Source organism: Bradyrhizobium sp. KZN70725 (genome assembly GCF_055264925.1).
This window is the reverse complement of record NZ_JBUYWT010000058.1, coordinates 14,809-33,088: the sequence shown is the minus strand read 5'-3', so window position 1 is coordinate 33,088 and position 18,280 is coordinate 14,809. Positions and strand designations below refer to the sequence as shown.

General features: G+C 65.1%; 19 protein-coding genes. 12 read left to right on the top strand and 7 right to left on the bottom strand.

Features of this window, described 5'->3' with window-relative positions:
- Positions 1–83 precede the first annotated feature (83 nt).
- The 3 genes from ACZBJS_RS34855 (at position 84) to ACZBJS_RS34845 (ending at position 2,913) form a co-directional block, all read left to right on the top strand.
- Positions 84–833 (top strand): electron transfer flavoprotein subunit beta/FixA family protein, encoded by a 750-nt coding sequence (locus ACZBJS_RS34855; protein WP_016845285.1) that lies wholly within the window; start codon positions 84–86, stop codon positions 831–833.
- On the top strand, positions 833–1,783 hold the full coding sequence (locus tag ACZBJS_RS34850) for an electron transfer flavoprotein subunit alpha/FixB family protein (protein ID WP_057017750.1): 951 nt from the start codon (positions 833–835) through the stop codon (positions 1,781–1,783). The genes ACZBJS_RS34855 and ACZBJS_RS34850 overlap by 1 nt, the downstream gene beginning before the upstream one ends.
- Before the next feature lie 248 nt (positions 1,784–2,031).
- Entirely contained in the window at positions 2,032–2,913 is an 882-nt protein-coding gene (locus ACZBJS_RS34845) for a 3-hydroxybutyryl-CoA dehydrogenase (RefSeq protein ID WP_076827506.1), read from the top strand.
- A gap of 133 nt (positions 2,914–3,046) precedes the next feature.
- Here ACZBJS_RS34845 and ACZBJS_RS34840 read toward each other — a convergent pair whose 3' ends face one another.
- Both ACZBJS_RS34840 and ACZBJS_RS34835 read right to left on the bottom strand, forming a co-directional pair.
- Entirely contained in the window at positions 3,047–4,258 is a 1,212-nt protein-coding gene (locus tag ACZBJS_RS34840; RefSeq protein WP_463439810.1) for a pyridoxal phosphate-dependent aminotransferase, read from the bottom strand.
- Positions 4,255–4,749, bottom strand: a complete 495-nt coding sequence (locus tag ACZBJS_RS34835; RefSeq protein ID WP_410469812.1) for a tautomerase family protein — start codon at positions 4,747–4,749, stop codon at positions 4,255–4,257. Before ACZBJS_RS34835 ends, ACZBJS_RS34840 begins: the two co-directional genes overlap by 4 nt.
- Between ACZBJS_RS34835 and ACZBJS_RS34830 the strand changes: the two genes are divergently transcribed.
- Entirely contained in the window at positions 4,748–5,599 is an 852-nt protein-coding gene (locus tag ACZBJS_RS34830) for a LysR substrate-binding domain-containing protein (protein ID WP_410469813.1), read from the top strand. The two genes, ACZBJS_RS34835 and ACZBJS_RS34830, sit on opposite strands and share 2 nt — an antisense overlap.
- A 121-nt stretch (positions 5,600–5,720) precedes the next feature.
- Positions 5,721–5,909 carry a putative motility protein gene (locus ACZBJS_RS34825; RefSeq protein WP_316398638.1) on the top strand — a complete coding sequence of 63 codons (189 nt, stop codon included), beginning with the start codon at positions 5,721–5,723 and terminating at the stop codon, positions 5,907–5,909.
- Here ACZBJS_RS34825 and tlpA read toward each other — a convergent pair whose 3' ends face one another.
- Positions 5,910–6,590, bottom strand: coding sequence for a thiol:disulfide interchange protein TlpA (gene tlpA / locus ACZBJS_RS34820; RefSeq protein ID WP_316398639.1), 681 nt, complete (start codon positions 6,588–6,590; stop codon positions 5,910–5,912).
- 126 nt (positions 6,591–6,716) lie between these two features.
- On the opposite strand from tlpA, the gene argH reads away from it, so the two are divergent.
- The 3 genes from argH (at position 6,717) to lysA (ending at position 9,758) form a co-directional block, all read left to right on the top strand.
- Positions 6,717–8,114 carry an argininosuccinate lyase gene (gene argH, locus ACZBJS_RS34815; protein ID WP_057017757.1) on the top strand — a complete coding sequence of 466 codons (1,398 nt, stop codon included), beginning with the start codon at positions 6,717–6,719 and terminating at the stop codon, positions 8,112–8,114.
- 92 nt (positions 8,115–8,206) lie between these two features.
- Positions 8,207–8,476, top strand: a complete 270-nt coding sequence (gene lptM, locus ACZBJS_RS34810) for an LPS translocon maturation chaperone LptM (RefSeq protein ID WP_057017758.1) — start codon at positions 8,207–8,209, stop codon at positions 8,474–8,476.
- A gap of 16 nt (positions 8,477–8,492) precedes the next feature.
- Positions 8,493–9,758: a diaminopimelate decarboxylase gene (lysA, locus tag ACZBJS_RS34805; protein ID WP_168857834.1), complete on the top strand. Its 1,266-nt coding sequence runs from the start codon at positions 8,493–8,495 to the stop codon at positions 9,756–9,758.
- Between the two features lie 236 nt (positions 9,759–9,994).
- Here the strand turns inward: lysA and ACZBJS_RS34800 are convergent, their stop codons facing one another.
- Both ACZBJS_RS34800 and ACZBJS_RS34795 read right to left on the bottom strand, forming a co-directional pair.
- The gene (locus ACZBJS_RS34800) at positions 9,995–10,906 is read right to left on the bottom strand and encodes an NAD(P)-dependent oxidoreductase (RefSeq protein WP_253588807.1); all 912 of its coding nucleotides are present in this window, start codon (positions 10,904–10,906) and stop codon (positions 9,995–9,997) included.
- Between the two features lie 196 nt (positions 10,907–11,102).
- On the bottom strand, positions 11,103–11,486 hold the full coding sequence (locus tag ACZBJS_RS34795) for a carboxymuconolactone decarboxylase family protein (RefSeq protein WP_018268955.1): 384 nt from the start codon (positions 11,484–11,486) through the stop codon (positions 11,103–11,105).
- Positions 11,487–11,658: 172 nt separating this feature from the next.
- Between ACZBJS_RS34795 and ACZBJS_RS34790 the strand changes: the two genes are divergently transcribed.
- The 4 genes from ACZBJS_RS34790 (at position 11,659) to ACZBJS_RS34775 (ending at position 16,799) form a co-directional block, all read left to right on the top strand.
- A complete protein-coding gene (locus ACZBJS_RS34790) occupies positions 11,659–14,277 on the top strand; it encodes a TIGR02302 family protein (RefSeq protein WP_316398640.1) in 2,619 nt (872 codons plus the stop codon).
- Between the two features lie 397 nt (positions 14,278–14,674).
- A complete protein-coding gene (locus tag ACZBJS_RS34785; RefSeq protein ID WP_229191842.1) occupies positions 14,675–15,910 on the top strand; it encodes a pilus assembly protein TadG-related protein in 1,236 nt (411 codons plus the stop codon).
- 74 nt (positions 15,911–15,984) lie between these two features.
- Positions 15,985–16,425: a TadE/TadG family type IV pilus assembly protein gene (locus ACZBJS_RS34780; protein WP_168857846.1), complete on the top strand. Its 441-nt coding sequence runs from the start codon at positions 15,985–15,987 to the stop codon at positions 16,423–16,425.
- A complete protein-coding gene (locus ACZBJS_RS34775; RefSeq protein ID WP_225164603.1) occupies positions 16,422–16,799 on the top strand; it encodes a TadE/TadG family type IV pilus assembly protein in 378 nt (125 codons plus the stop codon). The genes ACZBJS_RS34780 and ACZBJS_RS34775 overlap by 4 nt, the downstream gene beginning before the upstream one ends.
- 171 nt (positions 16,800–16,970) lie before the next feature.
- Here the strand turns inward: ACZBJS_RS34775 and ACZBJS_RS34770 are convergent, their stop codons facing one another.
- Together ACZBJS_RS34770 and ACZBJS_RS34765 are read right to left on the bottom strand one after the other, a co-directional pair.
- Positions 16,971–17,348, bottom strand: a complete 378-nt coding sequence (locus ACZBJS_RS34770; RefSeq protein WP_016845302.1) for a response regulator — start codon at positions 17,346–17,348, stop codon at positions 16,971–16,973.
- 37 nt (positions 17,349–17,385) lie between these two features.
- Positions 17,386–18,252 carry an MJ0042-type zinc finger domain-containing protein gene (locus ACZBJS_RS34765; RefSeq protein WP_229189167.1) on the bottom strand — a complete coding sequence of 289 codons (867 nt, stop codon included), beginning with the start codon at positions 18,250–18,252 and terminating at the stop codon, positions 17,386–17,388.
- Positions 18,253–18,280: the final 28 nt, after the last annotated feature.

Below are 18,280 nucleotides of genomic sequence, written 5' to 3'. Positions count from 1 at the left end.
TGGCGCGTTGACCGGGAGAAACGGGACCTTTAGGTTCCGCGCCAGCCAACCGAAACCCATAAAATCAAAGCGAAAGAGGATCGATGAAGGTTCTTGTGCCGGTAAAGCGGGTCGTCGACTACAACGTCAAGGTCCGCGTCAAGAGTGACGGGACGGGCGTGGAGCTCGCCAACGTCAAGATGTCGATGAACCCGTTCGACGAAATCGCCGTCGAGGAAGCGCTGCGGCTGAAAGAAGCCGGCAAGGCGACCGAAGTGGTGGTGGTGTCGATCGGACCCGCGCAGGCCTCCGAGACCATTCGCACCGGACTTGCGATGGGTGCCGACCGCGGCATCCTGGTCAAGGCCGAAGGCAATGTCGAACCGCTCGCGGTTGCCAAGATCCTGAAGGCGGTGGTCGAGGCGGAGCAGCCCGGCCTCGTCATTCTCGGCAAGCAGGCGATCGACGACGACTCGAACCAGACCGGCCAGATGCTGGCCGCGCTGCTCGGCTGGTCGCAGGCGACCTTCGCCTCCAAGCTCGAGGTCGAAGGATCCGACTTCAAGGTCACCCGCGAAGTCGACGGCGGCCTGCAGACCATCAAGCTCAAGGGCCCGGCGATCGTCACCACCGACCTGCGCCTGAACGAGCCGCGCTATGCGTCGCTGCCCAACATCATGAAGGCGAAGAAGAAGCCGATCGACGACAAGAGCGTCGCTGACTACGGCGTCGATGTGACGCCGCGTCTGGAAGTGCTGAAGACCGCGGAACCGGCAGGCCGCAAGGCGGGCGTCAAGGTCAAGGACGTCGCCGAACTCGTGAACAAGCTCAAGACCGAAGCCGGGGTTCTCTGATGACGACGCTGTTGATTGCTGAACACGACCACGAGACGCTGAAGGACGCGACCAACAAGGCGCTGACCGCGGCGAGCCAGCTCGGCGGCGATGTCCATGTGCTGGTTGCCGGTGGCGGCCAGGGCACCAAGGCGGCGGCGGAAGCAGCCGCCAAGCTTGCCGGCGTCACCAAGGTGCTGGTGGCCGAAGGCCCGGCCTATGAACACGACCTTGCCGAGCCGCTGGCCGCGCTGATCGTCGCGCTGGCTCCTGGCTATGACGCGTTCGTCGCGCCCGCGACCTCGCGCTTCAAGAATGTGATGCCGCGCGTCGCGGCCTTGCTCGACGTCATGCAGGTCTCCGAGATCATCAAGGTCGTCGCCCCCGACACCTTCGAGCGGCCGATCTATGCCGGCAACGCGATCCAGACCGTGAAGTCGAAGGACGCCAAGAAGGTGATTACGGTGCGCACCTCGACCTTCGCCGCCGCCGGCGAAGGCGGCAGCGCTGCGATCGATAACGCCGCTGCGGCCGCCGATCCCGGCCTGTCGACGTTCGTCGGCGAGGAAGTCGCCAAGAGCGACCGTCCCGAGCTGACCTCGGCCAAGATCATCGTCTCGGGCGGCCGCGCCATGCAGAGCCGCGAGAACTTCGCCAAGTACATCGAGCCGCTCGCCGACAAGCTCGGCGCCGGCGTCGGCGCCTCGCGCGCCGCGGTCGATGCCGGCTATGCGCCGAACGACTGGCAGGTCGGCCAGACCGGCAAGGTGGTGGCTCCGGAACTTTATGTCGCGGTCGGCATCTCCGGCGCGATCCAGCATCTGGCCGGCATGAAGGACTCCAAGGTGATCGTCGCCATCAACAAGGATGAGGACGCGCCGATCTTCCAGGTCGCCGATTACGGCCTGGTCGCCGACCTCTACCAGGCGGTTCCGGAGCTCACCGAAGCGCTCGGCAAGCTCGGAAAGTAAGCGACAAGACACCGGCCGGGTGGGTAAGCTCCGGCCGGTGTTATTATTTTCGAGGCAATGATCCGGAAACGTTTTTCCGAAAGGATCGTGCTCGACGGGGGAAAATGGGACCCGGGTATGATGACCTGTCATCACATCATGGTCCCGGAAAACGTTTTCCGGCGGATTGGGCAACCCGGAAGGCTTTACTTCGGGTATCGTTGGAATTGGGCAGGCGCGATGTGCGCGCCGTTCCGGTGGATGACAAGATGACGGTGGCAATCAAAAAGGTCGGCGTGATCGGTTCGGGCCAGATGGGCAATGGCATTGCCCATGTGGCGGCGCTGGCCGGCTTCGACGTGGTGCTCAATGACGTGTCCGGCGACCGGCTGAAGTCGGCGCTGGCGACCATCAACGGCAATCTGACCCGGCAGGTCGCGAAGAAGGCGATCAGCGAGAGCGACCGCAAGCAGGCGCTCGACCGCATCGCCTCCGCCGAGTCGCTCGACGCGCTCGCCGATTGCGATCTCGTGATCGAGACCGCGATCGAGAAGGAAGAGACCAAGCGCAAGATCTTCCACGAGGTCTGTGCGGTACTGAAGCCGGAGGCGATCGTCGCGACCAACTCGTCGTCGATCTCGATCACAAGGCTCGCCGCCTCGACCGACCGCCCGGAGAAGTTCATCGGCATTCATTTCATGAATCCGGTGCCGGCGATGGAACTGGTCGAGTTGATCCGCGGCATCGCCACCGACGACATGACCTTCGACACCGCCAAGGCGTTCGTCGCCAAGCTCGGCAAACAGGTCGCGGTGTCGGAAGATTTCCCCGCCTTCATCGTCAACCGCATCCTGTTGCCGATGATCAACGAGGCGATCTACACGCTGTATGAAGGCGTCGGTAACGTCGAGGCGATCGATGCCGCGATGAAGCTCGGCGCGCACCATCCGATGGGCCCGCTCGAGCTCGCCGATTTCATCGGCCTCGACACCTGTCTGTCGATCATGCAGGTGCTGCACGAGGGGCTGGCCGACTCCAAGTACCGGCCGTGTCCGCTGCTGGTGAAGTATGTCGAGGCCGGTTGGCTCGGACGCAAGAGCCAGCGCGGCTTCTACGACTATCGCGGCGACAAGCCGATCCCGACGCGGTAATCGTCGCGTCTTCAGATCAGTGCCCGCAGCAGCGCAAGCGTCGCGGGCACCAGACCGACAATCATCGTCACACCCGTTCCAAGTCCGAGCAGATGTGCTGTCAGCGCGAGGCGCGGGGTCCGTCCGTGAGGCGTCATTGCAGTGCCGCGCAGGCGCGCTTCAGCCGCCTTGCGGCCTCCTCGATGGTCGATGACGGATTGGCGAAGCTGAGGCGGATATAGGGCGACAGCCCGAGATCCTCGCCGGGAAACACTGCCACGTCGGCCGCCTCGAGCAGATAGGCCGAGAAATCGCGGTCGGTCCGGATCACTCTGCCGTCGGGCGCGCGCTTGCCGATTATGCCGGCGCAGGCGACCAGCAGATAGAACGGGCCTTCCGGCGGTGTGCAGGACAGCCCGGCGCATTCGTTCACGAGTTCGGCAAAGCGGTCACGCTTGGCGCGCAGGATGGCGGCACGCGCAAGCAGCACATCCTGCGCGCCGTCGAGCGCGGCAATTGCCGCGGCCTGGCTGATCGACGACGCGCCGGACGTGGTCTGCGACTGGATCGTGATCATCGCGCGGATCAGCGCCGCGGGTCCGGCGGCATAGCCGATGCGCCATCCCATCATGGCGTAGCTCTTGGCGAGGCCACTGACGGTCAGCGTCCGCGGCTTCAGGCGCGGCTCGATTTCCGCAAGCGTCGGCGCCGGAGATCCGTTGAACACGATGTGCTCGTAGAGCCCGTCGGCCAGCACCCAGATGTCCGGATGCCGTAGCAGGACCGTGGCGATCTCGGACAGATCATCACGCGAATACAGCGCGCCGGATGGGTTGACCGGATTGTTGACGATGATCCAGCGGGTTCGCGCCGAGATCGCCGCCTGCAGATCCTCCGCGCGCAGCTTGAAGCCGTCGTTCTGCGCACACGGCACCACCACCGGCGCCGCGCCGGCCAGCCGCACCTGATCGAGATAGGGCGCCCAATACGGCGCGGGGATGATCACCTCGTCGTCGGTCGCCAGGGTCGCCAGCAGCGCGTTGAACAGCGCCTGCGTCGAGCCGTTGGTGATGACGATCTCGTCCGGGCCGTAGTCGAGATGATGGTCGCGCATCAGCGCGGCCTGCACCGCCCGCTTCAGTTCCGGCGTGCCGTCGACATCGGTGTAACGGGTTTCGCCGCGCAATGCGGCTGCATGCGCCGCCGTGATCACATGCTCCGGTGTCGGGAAGTCCAGATTGCCCGACGACAGCTCGATGATGTCGCGCCCGGCGGCGCGCAGTTCGCGGGCGCGGCGGCGCAGCACCGATGCGGGCGATGCCGTGATGCCGCTCATGCGCGGTGAGAGAAGCGGTGCAGCGGTCATCGGACGTATTGCGCCTCACCGTTGCCGAACGACCAGTTCTCGGGGAGCACCTCGACAAGGTTGATGAAGATGTCCTCGGCGCGCAGGCCGGGGCTTTCGGTCAGCCGTTCCGCGATCCGTCGATAGAGCTTCTGCTTCTGCGCCACCGGGCGGGTATTGCTGACAGTAATCTGGATGATGATCAGATCATCGCTGCGCCTGATGCCGAGATAGTCGGCACCATAGAGGAAATCATCGTCATCGTGCTCGGAGATTGTCATGAAGCGATCGCCTTCCGGCACGTCGAAGGTCTCGCGCATGGCGCGATAAAGGCTTTCGAGAACGGCCTTGCGGTAGACAGCGGGCTTGCCCCGTCGCAATGAAACGCGGGTCAGCGGCATGATGGTGGCTCTCCTGGTGGCGTGACGTGCCGCCGATCTTAGAGGCTCTTGTTCATTGAAAAACGGTATGATAAAGCATTTCAATGATTTCATATTTAAATGAATGACCATGAAGGCGCTCGACCTCGAGGCGGTCCAGGCGTTCGTCTTGGTGGCCGATCTCAGCAGCTTCACGCGCGCGGCGCAGGCGATGGAGACCACGCAGTCCGCGGTCAGCCTGAAGATCAGGCGTCTGGAAGACGGCCTCGGCCGGCGGCTGCTGGAGCGAACGCCGCGGCTGGTTCGGCTGTCAGCTGAAGGTGCCGCCTTCCTCGGCGCCGCGCGCAATCTGGTGGCCGCGCATCAATCGGCGATCAGCTCGTTTGCCGTCGAGCATCGGCGGCTGGTCGTCGGCATCAGCCACCACATCGTCGGCTCGGAACTCGCCTCGCTGCTGAAGCGGATGAACAGCACCGATCCCGGGCTGGTGATCCAGCTGCACGTCGACACGTCGCGTTCGGTGCTTAGCGCATTCGACGACGGCAGGCTCGATGCTGCGATCGTGCTCCGCCACGACGCCAAGCGCCGCGATGGCGACGTGCTGTTCGAAGAGCCGTTCGGCTGGATGGCCGCACCCGATTTTCACCATCGACCGGGCGAGCCGTTGCGCCTCGCGACGCAAGCCGAGCCGTGCAGCGTGCGTGCCATGGCGGTCGAAGCGCTCGACGCCGCCGGCATCGCCTGGACCGAGGCATTCGTCGGCGGCGGGTTGTCGACGATCGGAGCTGCGATCTCCGCAGGCCTTGCGGTCGCGGCGCTGGCGCGCCGGGTGGCGCCGGCGGACACCGTCGATCTCGGGCCGCGGCTTGGCCTGCCGCCATTGCCGTCCCGCGACGTCATGCTTCACTCAAAACTGTCCGATGCGCGGACACGGCAGGCGCTGCGCACCCTCGGCGCCGCCTTCGCGGCGAACGCGGCCTGAGACGCGGATCATCGCGCTAGCGGGAATTTCGAGGACGATGCGTCAGCCTGACGCGGCCATCGATTACCCAAGCATTAACTTTCGCGCGTTACCTCAAACCCCAGTTTTGGGAGTGCCGCGTATGGACATGATGAGCATGGTCACCAGCATCCTGTCGATGCAGCAGGGTAGTCTGCAGGGTGAGATCGCAACCCGCGTGACCAAGCAGAACCTCGACGCCGAGAAGTTCGCGGTTCAGACCCTGCTCGGCACGCCTTCCACCGCGAACTTGTCGCCCGGCATGGGCGACAACCTCGACACCGTCGCCTGATCAGAACCCGGCTGCGGCTGGCTGCAGCGCGGCCTTCACCAGCTTGATCGCGTCGTCGCTCGCCCATTCGGCGGGACCGGCGATATTGGCGATTTCGCAGCCCTTGCCGTCGACCAGCACCGAGGTCGGCATGCCCAGCGCCTTGCCTATGTTCTTAAGATCCTGAAAAACCTTGGCTTTCTGATCCGAAAAATAGCCGAGACTCGTCAGATTGGCCTCTTTCAGGAAGTTTTTCGGCTTGTCCGGGTCGCGGGTGTCGATGTTGATCGCGACCACCTCGAAATCCTTGCCGCCGAGCTTGGTCTGCAGGCTGTCGAGCGCCGGCATTTCCTTGCGGCAGGGCACGCACCAGGTCGCCCACAAATTGACCAGCACGGTCTTGCCGCGCCAGTCCGAGAGCTTCTTCGGCTGGCCGTTGGCGTCCTCGAAGGTCAGGTCGGGCAGCATCAAGGGAGTGGTTGCCATGGTCAGCGCCGCGACCTCGCCATGGGCGAGCGGGGAGATCTTCTTCGCCAGGGCCACTGCGGTGTTGCAGGCGATATCGCCGCCCGCGGGATGCTTGAGGCTGGAGACCCCCGCATAGCCGATCACAGCCCCGGCCAGCACTGCGCCGATCACCAGCGGGATGCGCCACTTGGCGGTCGGCCTGGCGGTCGGGTTGGGTTGGGTCGTCTCGGGCATATCGTTTGTCATCCTGGGTCGATGTGGCTAAGCAGTGCCGGGAATACGACCGGAACTGCGGTGCTGTTTCGCCGCCTCCGGCCATGAAACCGCAAGGCTGAAATGCGAATTCGTGAGCGAGATGTCATGAGCAACAAGATGTGGGGCGGCCGCTTCTCGGAACGTCCCGACGCGATCATGGAGGAAATCAACGTCTCCATCGACGTCGATCGTCACCTTTATGCCCAGGACATTGCCGCGTCCAAGGCCCACGCCGCGATGCTCGCCGCGCAGGGCATCATCACGTCCGCTGATGCGAAAAATATCGGCAAAGGTCTAGACACGATTTTGTCAGAGATCGGCAAGGGCGATTTCGATTTCAAGCGCGCGCTCGAGGACATTCATATGAATGTCGAGTCGCGGTTGTCCGAATTGATCGGGCCCGCGGCGGGCCGGCTGCACACCGCGCGCTCCCGCAACGACCAGGTCGCGACCGATTTCCGGCTTTATGTCCGCGACACCATCGATGAGACCAATGCGGCGCTGGCCGCGTTCCAGCAGGCGCTGGTCGCCCGCGCGCTGGAGCATGCCGGCACGGTGATGCCGGGCTTCACCCATCTGCAGACCGCGCAGCCCGTGACCTTCGGTCATCATCTCCTAGCCTATGTCGAGATGGCCAGCCGCGACCGCGGCCGCTTCGCCGACGCGCGCAAGCGGTTGAACGAATCGCCGCTGGGCGCGGCCGCGCTCGCCGGGACCTCGTTTCCGATCGACCGCGCCACGACCGCAAAGGCGCTCGGCTTCGACCGTCCGATGGCCAATTCGCTCGACGCGGTATCCGACCGCGATTTCGTGCTGGAGACGCTGTCGGCGGCCGCGATCTGCGCAGTGCATATGTCGCGCTTCGCCGAGGAGATCGTGATCTGGACCTCGCCCTTGGTCGGCCTCGTCAAGCTCAGCGACAAGTTCACCACCGGCTCGTCGATCATGCCGCAGAAGCGCAATCCGGACGCGGCCGAGCTGGTGCGTGCCAAGACCGGCCGCGTGATCGGCGCGCTCACCGCGCTGCTGATCGTGATGAAGGGCCTGCCGCTCGCCTATCAAAAGGACATGCAGGAGGACAAGCAGGGCGCGATGGAGGCTTTCGAGGCGCTGTCACTGGCAATTCGCGCCATGACAGGCATGGTCGAGGACCTGGTGCCGGACGAGGCCAGGATGAAGGCCGCCGCCGGCGAGGGCTATGCCACCGCGACCGACCTCGCCGACTGGCTGGTCCGCACCCTGAAAATGCCGTTCCGTGACGCCCACCACGTTACCGGGCGCATCGTCGGCCTGGCATCGAAGCAGGGTGTGGCGCTGCACGAGCTGCCGCTCAAGGCCATGCAGGAGGTTGAGCCGAAGATCACGGCCGACGCGCTGAGGGTGCTCAGCGTCGAATCCTCTGTGCAGAGCCGGACCTCGTTTGGCGGCACGGCGCCGAAGAATGTGATGGCGCAGGCCAAGGCCTGGGCCAAGCGGCTGGAAAAAGAGCGAAAATTGGGCTGAACCGGAAAATTTGGCCGTGATTTCATGGCGCTCCGCCTCTCGCCAGAGCACGCCAATGTTTGTATGGTGCCGCCCGAATTGGGGAATTCGTCGTGATTAGCAAGAACCGCCTGACCCCCTCGGGATGGGCCATCATTGTGCTGGGCGTATCCGCGCTGGCGCTCGGCGGTTGCGGCCGCAAGGGACCGCTCGACCTGCCGCCGACCGCGAACGTCGCGCCGGGCGCGGCACCGAGCGACACCGAGAGCGAGCGGGCGGCGCAGCCCAGCGTGTTCAATCCGACCTATGGCTCGGAGGCCGCGCCGGCCGCGCCGCGAGGCAATAAACGGCCCTTCCTCCTCGATCCGCTGCTCGGCAATTAGTATTTAAAAGCGTGTCATGAACCATTTCGACTATCGCAACGGCGTGCTGCATGCCGAGGCGGTCAATCTCATTGAGCTGGCGGAGGCCGTCGGCACGCCGTTCTATTGCTATTCGACCGCGACGCTGGAGCGTCACTACCGCGTCTTCACCGAAGCCTTCGCCGGCGAGAAGGCGCTGGTCTGCTACGCCATGAAGGCGAACTCCAATCAGTCGGTGCTGCGCACGCTGGCCAAGCTCGGCGCCGGCGCTGACGTGGTATCCGGCGGCGAGTTGAAGCGGGCTCTGGCGGCCGGCATTCCGCCCTCGAAGATCGTGTTCTCCGGGGTCGGCAAGACCGAAGGCGAGCTGCGCGCCGCGCTCGCAACTGACATCCTCTGCATCAATATCGAGTCCGAGCCGGAGCTCGAGATGCTGTCGCGTCTCGCGGTCGAGATGAAGAAGACGGCCCGCATCTCGGTGCGGGTCAATCCCGATGTCGATGCCGGCACCCATGCCAAGATCTCGACCGGCAAGTCCGAGAACAAGTTCGGCATTCCGATCGCCCGCGCCCGCGAGGTCTATGCCCGCGCGGCAAAGCTGCCGGGCATCAAGGTCACCGGTACCGATGTGCATATCGGCAGCCAGATCACCGATCTCGGCCCGCTGGAGGTCGCTTTCCGGCTGCTCGCCGAATTCGTGCAGACGCTGCGCGCCGACGGCCACGACATCTCGCATATCGATTTCGGCGGCGGCCTCGGCATCCCCTACTACATGGATCGCGCCGCGCCGCCGGCGCCGGACGCCTATGCGGCGATGGTCAAGCGCGTCACGCACAATCTCGGCTGCACGCTGATGTTCGAGCCGGGACGCATGATCGTCGGCAATGCCGGCATCCTCGTCACCCGCGTGATCCATGTGAAGCCGGGCGATGCCAAGAACTTCGTCATCATCGACGCGGCGATGAACGACCTGATCCGGCCGACGCTGTACGAAGCGCATCACGACATTCTGCCGGTGCGCCAGCCCGCGCCCGGCACCCCGACCATGGTCGCGGATGTAGTCGGCCCGGTCTGCGAGACCGGCGACTATCTCGCGCTCGACCGCTCGCTGCCGCAGCCGAAGGCCGGCGATCTGCTGGCGATCATGACCGCCGGCGCCTACGGCGCGGTGCAGTCCGGCACCTACAACACGCGGCCTCTGGTGCCCGAAGTGCTGGTCAAAGACGACCAGTACGCCGTGGTCCGCCCGCGCATCGACGTCGACGCCCTGATCGCGATGGACAAGCCGGCGCCGTGGCTGTGATGGCCGGTGTCGCGCTTCACTAACGGTGTCGTCCCTGCCTAGTGCGCAATTGCGCACGGGAGCAGGGACCCATAACCACCGCTCCTGATTGTTGTCCTGAGCCGGGGCCGCAGCTCAGCTAAACCACGAAGTCCTGTGGTGATGGGTCCCGGGTCGCGCGGAGCCTGTCATCGGGCGGCGCTTCGCGCCGACCCGTTGGCTTGTCCGGGACGACAGCGTTTATTTCGGCGAGAGCGTTACTTCGCGGCGTGCGCGCCGCCTTTACCGCCGCCGACGATCACGCCCGCGGCCTTCTCGATCGGCTTGATCGCCGCGGTGAAGTCCGACTCCGGTCCCTCGTCGCGGATGATGACTTCCCAGAGCCGGCCGACCGCCTCGGCGACTTCCATCGACAGCCCGAGCGCGCGCATTTCCTCGACCGCAAGCCGCACGTCCTTCACCATCAAGCCGGTGGCGAAGCCGAAGTCGAAGCTGCGCGGCAAGACCGAGCGCGGAAACTTGTCGCGGCTCGCGGTGTTCAGCCCGGAGCCGGCATTGATGACGTCGATCATCACGGCCGGATCGAGCCCGGACTTGACACCCATCACAACAGCCTCCGAGGTCGCCACCATCGCGGTCGCCGACAGGAAGTTGTTGGCGAGCTTCATGGTCTGGCCGGAGCCCGGCTTGGTGCCGATGAAGAACACCTTGCCGATGACGTCGAGCGCGCCCTTCACCAGTTCGAAATCGGCGCGCGGGCCCGACACCATCACTGCCAGCGTGCCCTTCTCGGCGCCGGCGACGCCGCCGGAGACCGGGCTGTCGATCTGCACGATGTTCTTCTTGGCCAACAGCTCGTGGATCTTCACCGCCATCCGCGAGCCGACGGTGGAGAGGTCGATGAAGCGTTTGACGCGCGTGCCCTCGATCACGCCGCCCGCGCCGGTCGCCACCTCGAGTGAGGCCTGCAGCGAGGGCAGGCTCGCCATCACGGTCTCGACGCGGTCGGCGATGTCCTTGGGCGAGGTTGCGGCCACCGCGCCGAGTGCGACCAGCCTGTCGAGCGCGTCCTTGCTGGTGTCGAACACGGTGAGCTTGTGGCCGGCCTCGATCAGCCGGCGCGCCATCGGGAAGCCCATCTTCCCGAGGCCGATGAATCCGATTTCCATGAGTGGTTTCCTCTATGTCGTTATGTGCGATGCGCGCCTCCCACACGATGTCGTCTCTGCGAAAGCAGGGACCCATAACCCCAGGACTAAGTTGTTTGGTGCAGTCGGGGCCACAGCCGTCGTAACCACGACGAGCTGTGGTTATGGGTCCCGGCTCGCGCTTCGCTTGGCCGGGACGACAACGAGTGGAGCTCGCTCACGCCTTGTTGTCGAGTTCGGCGAACACCTCGCGCGCGATGCGGAAGCTGTCGACGCCGGCGGGGATGCCGGCATAGATCGAGACCTGCATGAAGATCTCGCGGATTTCGTCGCGGGATACGCCGTTGGTCAGCGCGCCCTTGATGTGGGCCTTCAATTCGTGCGGCCGGTTCAGGATCGAGATCATGGCGAGGTTGAGCATGCTGCGGGTCTTGCGCGGCAGTTCCTCGCGGCCCCAGACCGCGCCCCAACAATATTCGGTGACGAGTTCCTGGAATGGCTTGTTGAAGCTGTCCGAATTCTTCAGCGCATTGTTGACATAGGCTTCGCCCAGCACCGCCTTGCGGATTTCGAGCCCCTTGTCGTGCGTTTTTTGGTCCATATCGCGTTCCTCATGCGTTAATGCGATGGTTCGGCCGGGACGTTACGGGGTCGAACCGCCGCAGTCACGCCTTCGTGTTATGCGTATTTCCCGGTGTGGGTTACTGCCTGGAACGGGTGCCTCAAAGCCGCCGCCGTGCTAGGCTGACCTGCCGGCTACCCCGGAGATTTTATTGAGCGGAGCCAACATCGACCCCTCTGACCCGTCGCGCGCCGTCCGCGACAGCGATGCGATCGCGCGGCTGAAACTGACAGAGGCTCTGCAGCGGGCAAGGTTCGCGATTGGGTGGGAACGGGCCTGGCCGCATCTGGCCCGGTTCCTGACGGTCGCAGGATTGTTCCTGGTCGCGTCCTGGGCCGGGTTGTGGCTGGTGCTGCCGTTTGTCGCACGCGTGGCCGGTGCCGGCCTGTTCGCGATTGCCGCGCTCGCGGCGCTGTCGCCGCTGGTGCGCTTCCGCTGGCCGAGCCGCGAGGAGGGCCTGAGCCGGCTCGACCGCGGCGCCGGCATTCGCCATCGTCCGGCGACCACGCTCTCCGACACGCTCACCAACAAGGACCCGTTTGCGCTGGCGCTGTGGCAGGCGCAGCGCGAGCGCACGCTGGCCTCGATCAAGCGCATCCGCGCCGGGCTGCCGCGGCCGCGCGTGTCGCTGCACGACCCCTGGGCGCTGCGCGCGCTGGTCATCGTGATGCTGGTCGCGAGCTATGTCGCCGCCGGCGACGAGCGCGGCCTGCGGGTCGCCTCCGCATTCGACTGGAACGGCATCATGGCGCCGGCCAATGTCCGGGTCGATGCCTGGGTGACGCCGCCCAACTACACCGGCAAGCCGCCGATCATTCTGTCCAACGCCAACAAGGACGCCAACGCGGCGGACACCACCCCGCTCGCGGTTCCGGCCGGCAGCACGCTCCTGGTGCGCTCCAGCGGCGGCAGCATCGACGTCGTCGTCGGTGGCGGTGTTACCGAGGTCGCGCCGGACGGGCAGGCGCCCAAGGGCACCAACGAGCGGCATTTCAAGATCACCGGCGACGGCACCGCGCATGTCCGTGCGCCGGCCGGCCAGCCGCAGTGGAAATTCACCGCGACGCCGGACCGCCCGCCGTCGATTGCGCTCGCCAAGGATCCGGAGCGGCAGGCGCGCGGCGCGCTGCAGATGTCCTACCGGCTCGAGGACGATTACGGCGTCAGCGAAGCGCGCGCGCAATTCGCGGTGCGGCCGACCGATGCGCCGAAGGAGGCTGACGGCAAGAAGGAGGCCGACGGCAAGGCGGCGCAACCACGGCCGTTGTTCGAGCCGCCGCAATTCGCGCTGGTGCTGCCGAATGCGCGCACCCGCAACGGCGTCGGCCAGACCGTGAAGGACCTCAGTGAGGATCCCTATGCCGGCGCCGACGTGACCTTGACGCTGACGGCCAAGGACGAGGCCGGCAATGAGGGCAAGAGCGAGCCGTTCAACATGCGGCTGCCGGAGCGCCTGTTCACCAAGCCGCTGGCGCGCGCGCTGATCGAGCAGCGCCGTATCCTGGCGCTCGACGCCAACCAGAACGGCCAGGTGTTCGCCGCGCTCGAGGCGCTGATGATCGCGCCCGAAATGTTCATGCCGGAGACCGGCTATTACCTTGGCCTGCACACCGTGAGCCGGCAGCTCGAGGCGGCGCGCACCGACGACCAATTGCGCGAGGTGGTCGCCAGCCTGTGGTCGCTCGCCGTCACCATCGAGGACGGCAATATCTCGGACGTCGACAAGGCGCTGCGCGCGGCGCAGGACGCGCTCAAGCAGGCGCTCGAGCGCGGCGCGACCGACGAGGAGATCAAGAAGCTCACCGACAATCTGCGCGCCGCGCTGGACAATTTCCTCCGCCAGATGGTCGAGCAGTTCCGCAACAATCCGCAGCAGCTCGCCCGGCCGCTCGATCCCAATGCCAAGGTGCTGAGCCAGCAGGATCTCAAGAACATGCTCGATCGCATGGAGCGGCTGTCACGCTCCGGCGACAAGGATGCGGCGCGGCAGCTGCTCGAGCAGATGCAGCAGATACTGGAAAACCTGCAAATGGCGCAGCCCAATCAGGGCGACGACGACATGCAGCAGTCGCTCAACGAGCTCGGCGACATGATCCGCAAGCAGCAGCAATTGCGCGACAAGACCTTCAAGCAGGGCCAGGATTCCCGCCGCGACCGCATGCGCGGCAAGCAGGGCGAGCAGTCGATGGGCGACCTGCAGCAGGACCAGCAGGCGCTGCGCGACCGCTTGAAGAAGCTGCAGGAAGAACTCGCCAAGCGCGGCATGGGACCGGACCAGCGCGGCCAGAAGGGCCAGAAAGGCCAGGGTCAGAAGGGCGACCAGGCGCAGCCGGGCGATCAAGGCGGCGACCAGGGCGATGACGGCGATGACGGGCTCGACCAGGCCGATTCCGCGATGGGCGATGCCTCCGGGCGGCTCGGCGAGGGCAATGCCGACGGCGCGGTGGATTCGCAGGGCCGTGCGCTGGATGCGCTGCGCAAGGGCGCCCAGAGCCTCGCCGACGCGATGCAGCAGGGCGATGGCGACCAGCCGGGCGACAGCCCCGGCAACCGCGCCGGCCGCCAGCAGAGCGGCGGCAACCAGACCGATCCGCTCGGCCGCCCGTTGCATGGCCGGGAATTCGGCGACGACTACACGGTGAAGATCCCCGGCGAGATCGACGTGCAGCGCGTCCGCCGCATCCTCGAAGAGCTGCGCCGCCGCCTCGCCGATCCGTCGCGGCCGCAGATCGAGCTCGACTACATCGAGCGGCTGCTGAAGGATTATTGAGCGCCTCGTCCTTCGACTGTCGTCATCCGTGAAAGCTCGTGCCTACTCACGAGACATCGGCGCTTTGAATCGAACGGCCACGGCGACCTGTATGCCGCGCTTCCACTGGAATGACGCGGAATCTGCACGACGGTCGTAAGCCTGCGGACGTCAGCTTCTGCGGGCTACGCGCCCCGTATTCCAATCGGTGCGATCGGGACCGGGTGTCGTCCGCCCGTTGCGCACAATTTTCCTAAAATTGTCGGGTTCCCGTTGGTGCGCATTTAAGTCGCTTGCGTCACCTTACTTCGGAAAATTGGCAAGCGTCTCAGGAGAGCACATGAGGCACAGCCGTTTATTCATTGCATCGTCATACCGGCCATTGGGTATTACTCGCCGGCACCAACATCAGACCAGCTTGGTTCGACAATTCGTTCGAGACCAGTCGGGCAGCTATGTGATCATTTCAGCGCTGCTCATGCCGGTCCTGGTCGGCACGGCAGGGCTGGGTACCGAAGTGGGATGGTGGTACTACAAACATAAGAACATGCAGAGTGCCGCCGACTCCGGCGCGGTGAGCGCCGCAACGGCGGCAAGTGCAGGCGCCGACCTTTTGTCCGAAGCCAATGCGGTCACGGCAAACTACGGTTACGCGAACGGGGCGAACAACGTCACGGTCAGGGTGAATCAACCGCCGAAGACCGGCAGTCAGACGTCGAACCTGCAGGCGGTCGAAGTCATCGTGAGCCAACCGCAACAGCGGTTGCTGTCAGCCTTGTTCGGCTCGGCCCCGGTGCCGGTCACCGCGCGCGCGGTCGCGCTGCCGAATTCCGGGACGGGCTGCGTGCTTGCGCTCAACGCCAGCGCCAGTCCCGCGGTCAACGTGAGCGGCGGCAACCAGCTCAACCTGATCAAGTGCAACCTTTACAGCAACTCGGGTGCAAGCCCATCACTCAACGTGGCCGGCAGCGCGACGGTCGCCGCCAATCAGGTCGGCGTCGTCGGCGACGTCTCCGGCACCAGCAACATCACGGCCACCAACGGCGTCAAGACGCATGTGAAGCCAATGGCTGACCCGTATGCGAACGTCTCTCCGCCGTCGAAGCCGAGCTGCACGAACGCCAAGATTACGGTCAATTCCAACGGAAAGACGAACTCCCTCAGCCCCGGCTGCTACTCGGGCAGCATTACGGTGAACGCCGGCGCAACGCTGAACCTCGATCCAGGCATCTATTACCTGGACGGCTCGAACTTGAGCGTCGCGGGCAACGCCACCATCACGGGCAGCGGCGTGACCCTGGTCTTTACGGGCTCGGGAAGCAAGTGGGGCACGGCTTCGATCGGCAGCAACGCGATCGTCGATCTGACGGCGCCGACCTCCGGCTCCACGAAGGGCATCGTCATGTATGGCGACCGCAACATGCCGGCCGGGACTACCTTTAATCTCACGGGTGGTGCGACCCAGAACTTCGGCGGCGCCATCTACCTGCCGAAGGCCGACCTCAGCTTCGGCGGTGGCAACGGCACAAGCACATCATGCACCAAGATCATCGCGGACACGCTGACGTTCAGCGGCACGTCGAACCTTCAGGTCAATTGTTCGGCGCTCGGCACCGCGACGATAGGCACGCAAACCGCGCAACTCATCGAGTGAGGTTGGCCCCGATGCAAATCCAGAGATCCTCATCCAACAGCCGTGGTCGATTGGTTTTCTCTCTGACGCGGCTTGTGCGCACCGCCGTTCACGACAGGGGCGGCGTCGCGGCCATCGAATTCGGCATCATGATCCCGTTGCTGTCCCTGATGGTCGTCTCGGTAACCGACATCGGACTCGCGCTCTATCGCAAGATGCAGGTCGAGAATGCCGCGCAGGCGGGAGCGCAATACGCCATCGTGCGCGGCTTTGACGAGACTGGCGTCACCAGCGCCGTAACAGCCGCCACGAATTCCACAGCCATCAATGCTTCGCCCAAGCCGTACCAGTTTTGCGGGTGCCCGACCAGTTCGGGGGTCAGCACCGTCAGTTGCGGTGCGGTCTGCCCCAGCGGCGCGCAGGCCGGAACATATGCCATGGTTTCGGCGCAAGGGACCTACTACACGCTGATCAATTATCAGATTGTGGCGGCCTCCTACACCTATAGCGCCCAGTCCACTGCGAGGCTGCAGTGAAACTCACACCGCTATGGCGGGACAATCGAGGGGCCTCCGCGCTGGAATTCGCCCTGACCGCTCCCGTGTTCTTCCTGTTCATATTTGGCATCATCGAATTCGGACTGCTGTTCTGGACTCAGCTCGGGCTGCAGCACGGCACCGAAATGGCGGCGCGTTGCGCGACCGTCAACAGCACGCTCTGTCCAAGCGGGAGCGCCATCACGAATTACGCCGCGCAGCAGGCGTTCGGCCTCACGCTCCCGGCGCAGACATTCACCTATTCCACGTCAGCCTGCGGCAACGTGGTCAGCGCGAGTTATGCATTTCAATTTGCGCAATTTCTCAATCTGTCCCCGGTGACGCTGACCGCCCGGGCATGCTTTCCGAGTTGAGCTCATAACCCTAGTGTCCCGAATCCGAAGTTCGCATCATTTGCCCCATCTTCGGAGCGAACTTCGGATTCGATAAGGACACTAGCAAACTGATGATTCTAGTGTGCTTTATGAATGCGAAGTTCGTGAAAGTGGCTGCCGCGAAATCGCACGAACTTCGCATTCAGCACACTAGCCGGCCTTCCGCGCCGCCAGCGCGTCCGCGACTGCGGTGCGGATATCGGCCACCGAGAACGGTTTCGTCACCACGTCATGCACGATCGCCTCGAGGCCGGAGGCGCGTTCGCGCTGATGGGCGAAGCCGGTCATCAGCAGGATCTTCAGCGCAGGGAAGTCGCGCGCCGCGGTCAGCGCCAGCGCGATGCCGTCCATCACGGGCATCTGGATGTCGGTGAGCAGAAGGTCGAACGCGCCTTCGTCGCGCGTCAGCACCTCCAGCGCCTCGGCGCCGTCCTGCGCGGTCACGGTTTCGTGGCCGTCCATGGCGATGGCGCGCGCCACCAGCGAGCGCATCGAGTCTTCGTCGTCGGCGATCAGAACACGCGTCATGGTGATTGGTCGGTTCCCGATAGAGTTGGCCGGCGGCTCACGCGCGGCCGCCGGTGAGATCACGCTTGTTGAAGAAGCGTACGTCGATATTACGGCCTTCGGGCGGCGGCGAGGCGAGGCGCGACTTGAAGAAGGCCCGCTCGCCGGGATTGAGCACCGGCTGCTCCAGCACGGCGTTCCAGGCATAGATTTCGGCGCCCTGGGCGTCGCGGACCGAGAAGCGCAGCCGCGGCAATTCGACCGGCTTCCTGGTCTGGCCGACGATCATGCCCTCGATCACCAGCACCGGCTTGCCGTCCACGGTCTCGTTGGTGATCTTGAGATCCTTGAAGGCGAGCCCGCGCAGATTCACGTCGAGCCCGGCCATCTTGTAGAACAGCGCGGTCTGCGGCAGCAGCCGCACCACGTCGTTGCGCCAGACGAACAGCGCGATGATCAGCGCGGCCATGGCGCCGCAGGTGGTCGGCAGGGCACCAATCACCGGCATGAACGGAATTCGGGGCAGGGCGGGCAGCCGGAACAGGCGGGGAAGCCGGGGCAGGCGGAAGCGGCCCCTGGTTCCCGCGTCCCCGGCGTCGGCATGGGCCGCGGCATCCGCCTCGGCCAGCGCCGGCCATTCCGTGTCGGCGTCGCTGCCCTCGGTGGGCAAATCGGCCGAAATCGAGGGGCTCTCGACCATCGGGGTCGCGTCAGCCTCCTCCCGGCCCATGGCCTCCCATTCGGCGGCGAGGTCGGATCCGGCGGACTGATAGGCCAGAGTGGGCGCGGTCGCCCCGACGGCGTCCTCCGGCCGGGCCAGCCAGACCTCCCGGCAGCGGGAACAACGGACGGTACGTCCGGCCTCGCCAAGGGTGGCCGGATTGATGGCGTAGGATGTTGTACAATGCGGGCAGACAATATGCATGGAGGCCGAATCTCCACCGTGTGGATGC